This window comes from Deinococcus pimensis DSM 21231 (genome assembly GCF_000519345.1).
GTDB classification, from domain to species: Bacteria; Deinococcota; Deinococci; order Deinococcales; family Deinococcaceae; genus Deinococcus_A; species Deinococcus_A pimensis.
On record NZ_KI912675.1, the window covers coordinates 121701 to 122531 of the forward strand.

General features: G+C 70.8%; 3 protein-coding genes. All 3 read right to left on the reverse strand.

What is annotated here, in order from left to right:
• Positions 1 to 184, reverse strand: a 184-nt coding sequence (locus tag DEIPI_RS40640; RefSeq protein ID WP_169737209.1) for a hypothetical protein, incomplete at its 3' end; no start/stop codon positions are given.
• Positions 185 to 232: 48 nt separating this feature from the next.
• Entirely contained in the window at positions 233 to 523 is a 291-nt protein-coding gene (locus DEIPI_RS0124400) for a hypothetical protein (protein WP_027483510.1), read from the reverse strand.
• 101 nt (positions 524 to 624) lie between these two features.
• Positions 625 to 831: hypothetical protein (locus DEIPI_RS41075; protein ID WP_211238355.1), on the reverse strand; the 207-nt coding region annotated here is incomplete at its 5' end.

The following is an 831-nucleotide window of genomic DNA, read 5'->3' on the forward strand; positions in this document are numbered from 1 at the left end:
GGTCAGCCGCGGGGGTCGTCGTCGGAGGGCGGTGCGGCCGGGTCTCGGCGGGTAGGCGCAGGTGCGCCTGCTCGCGCTCGAACTCGCGGTACGAGCGGTTGACGACGCGGGCGCGCTCCTCGGGGGTGAGGGCGAGCCACCAGTCCATGGCCTGAGGGGAGACGCCGCGCAGGTCACTGTCCACGCCCGTCATGCTAGCGCACCTCGCGTGCTGGACGCAGATGCGTGGCACTCAGAAGGGGATGAGCAGCTTGAGCCACTGCCCGGCGGGGCTGGTCTCGACGCGGGCGGCCCTGGTGGCGGCTGAGACGGCCATCTCGCGGAACTCGGCGTGGTCGGGCAGGCGGGTGCAGGTGACGGTGAGGGTCTGCCCGTCACCGCGCGGTGGGACCTCGGTCAGGACGGTCACGTCCTCGGGGTGGTAGGTGCGGTCGTCCTCGAGTTCGAAGTGCGCGGCGAGGAGCCCTTCGGGCGCGGCGCAGACGAAGATCAGCACGGGGACCTGACCGGGAAGGTCGAACATGCCTCCAGGGTAGTCGGGTGGGGACGTGGGTGCCAGTGCCCGGGAGCACGAGGTGGGTACTGGAACCCTCGGGAGGAGTTCGAGGGGCCTTCTCGTCGATCCTAACGCCTCACCCTTCTCTCATGAAGGGTTGGGGTGCGGAACGGTCGTCGGACCGACTTGTCTGCGCCCCTCCCCCCTCCACCGGGCCCCACAAAGAACGTCAATTCTTTGATTAGAATGCCGGCGTGACCCTCGACGTCCGCCGCGACCCCACCGCCCTCGCCGCCCGCACCGACGAGGCCCTGCGCGCCGACGCCGTCCGCGCC

Coding starts and splice junctions, on each gene's coding strand:
- DEIPI_RS0124400 (WP_027483510.1), bottom strand. CDS start 523: ATGTTCGACCTTCCCGGTCAGGTCCCCGTGCTGATCTTCGTCTGCGCC.